The organism is Paraburkholderia sp. RL17-373-BIF-A (assembly GCF_046030175.1).
Taxonomy (GTDB): Bacteria; Pseudomonadota; Gammaproteobacteria; order Burkholderiales; family Burkholderiaceae; genus Paraburkholderia.
The window spans coordinates 1-424 of record NZ_JARESO010000442.1; the positions used below are offsets into that span (position 1 = coordinate 1).

Below are 424 nucleotides of genomic sequence, written 5' to 3' on the forward strand. Positions count from 1 at the left end.
CTACGCCCCACCAGTGGCAGAATGAACCGCTTCAGATCCGCCTGGGTCTGCGGAGTTGTCCAATCCTGCTTCGCGCCGCTAGCGCCCCCCAGCATGTATCCTTCGACATACGCCGAAGGAAGCAGGGACTTGACGATCTTCTCCAGCGAGTGACCCGATAGCCGCGAGATGCTTCTGGCGTGCAATACGGGGAACAGGGCAAGGTGCGTCTGAGCGAACACTGGATAGAACCTCGAGCGTGCCATCTCCGATACATCATCAGGCCTGCTACTCCAGTCTGCAGCGACGAATACATTGCCGAACTCTTCCCCCGGTTCCCCGGCAGCCCGCATAGCGTTCTTAAGGTCATCTCTGGTCAGCAGGATGCAAACCTCCTTTTCCCTGGCAAGCAACGGAAAATAGGACAGCTCCGGCTCAACCATGT

At 58.0% G+C, this 424-nt stretch carries 1 protein-coding gene; it reads right to left on the minus strand.

The features are described from left to right. Positions 1-424 (minus strand): hypothetical protein (locus tag P0D80_RS51280; RefSeq protein ID WP_408296648.1); only part of this gene is annotated, 424 nt, incomplete at both ends.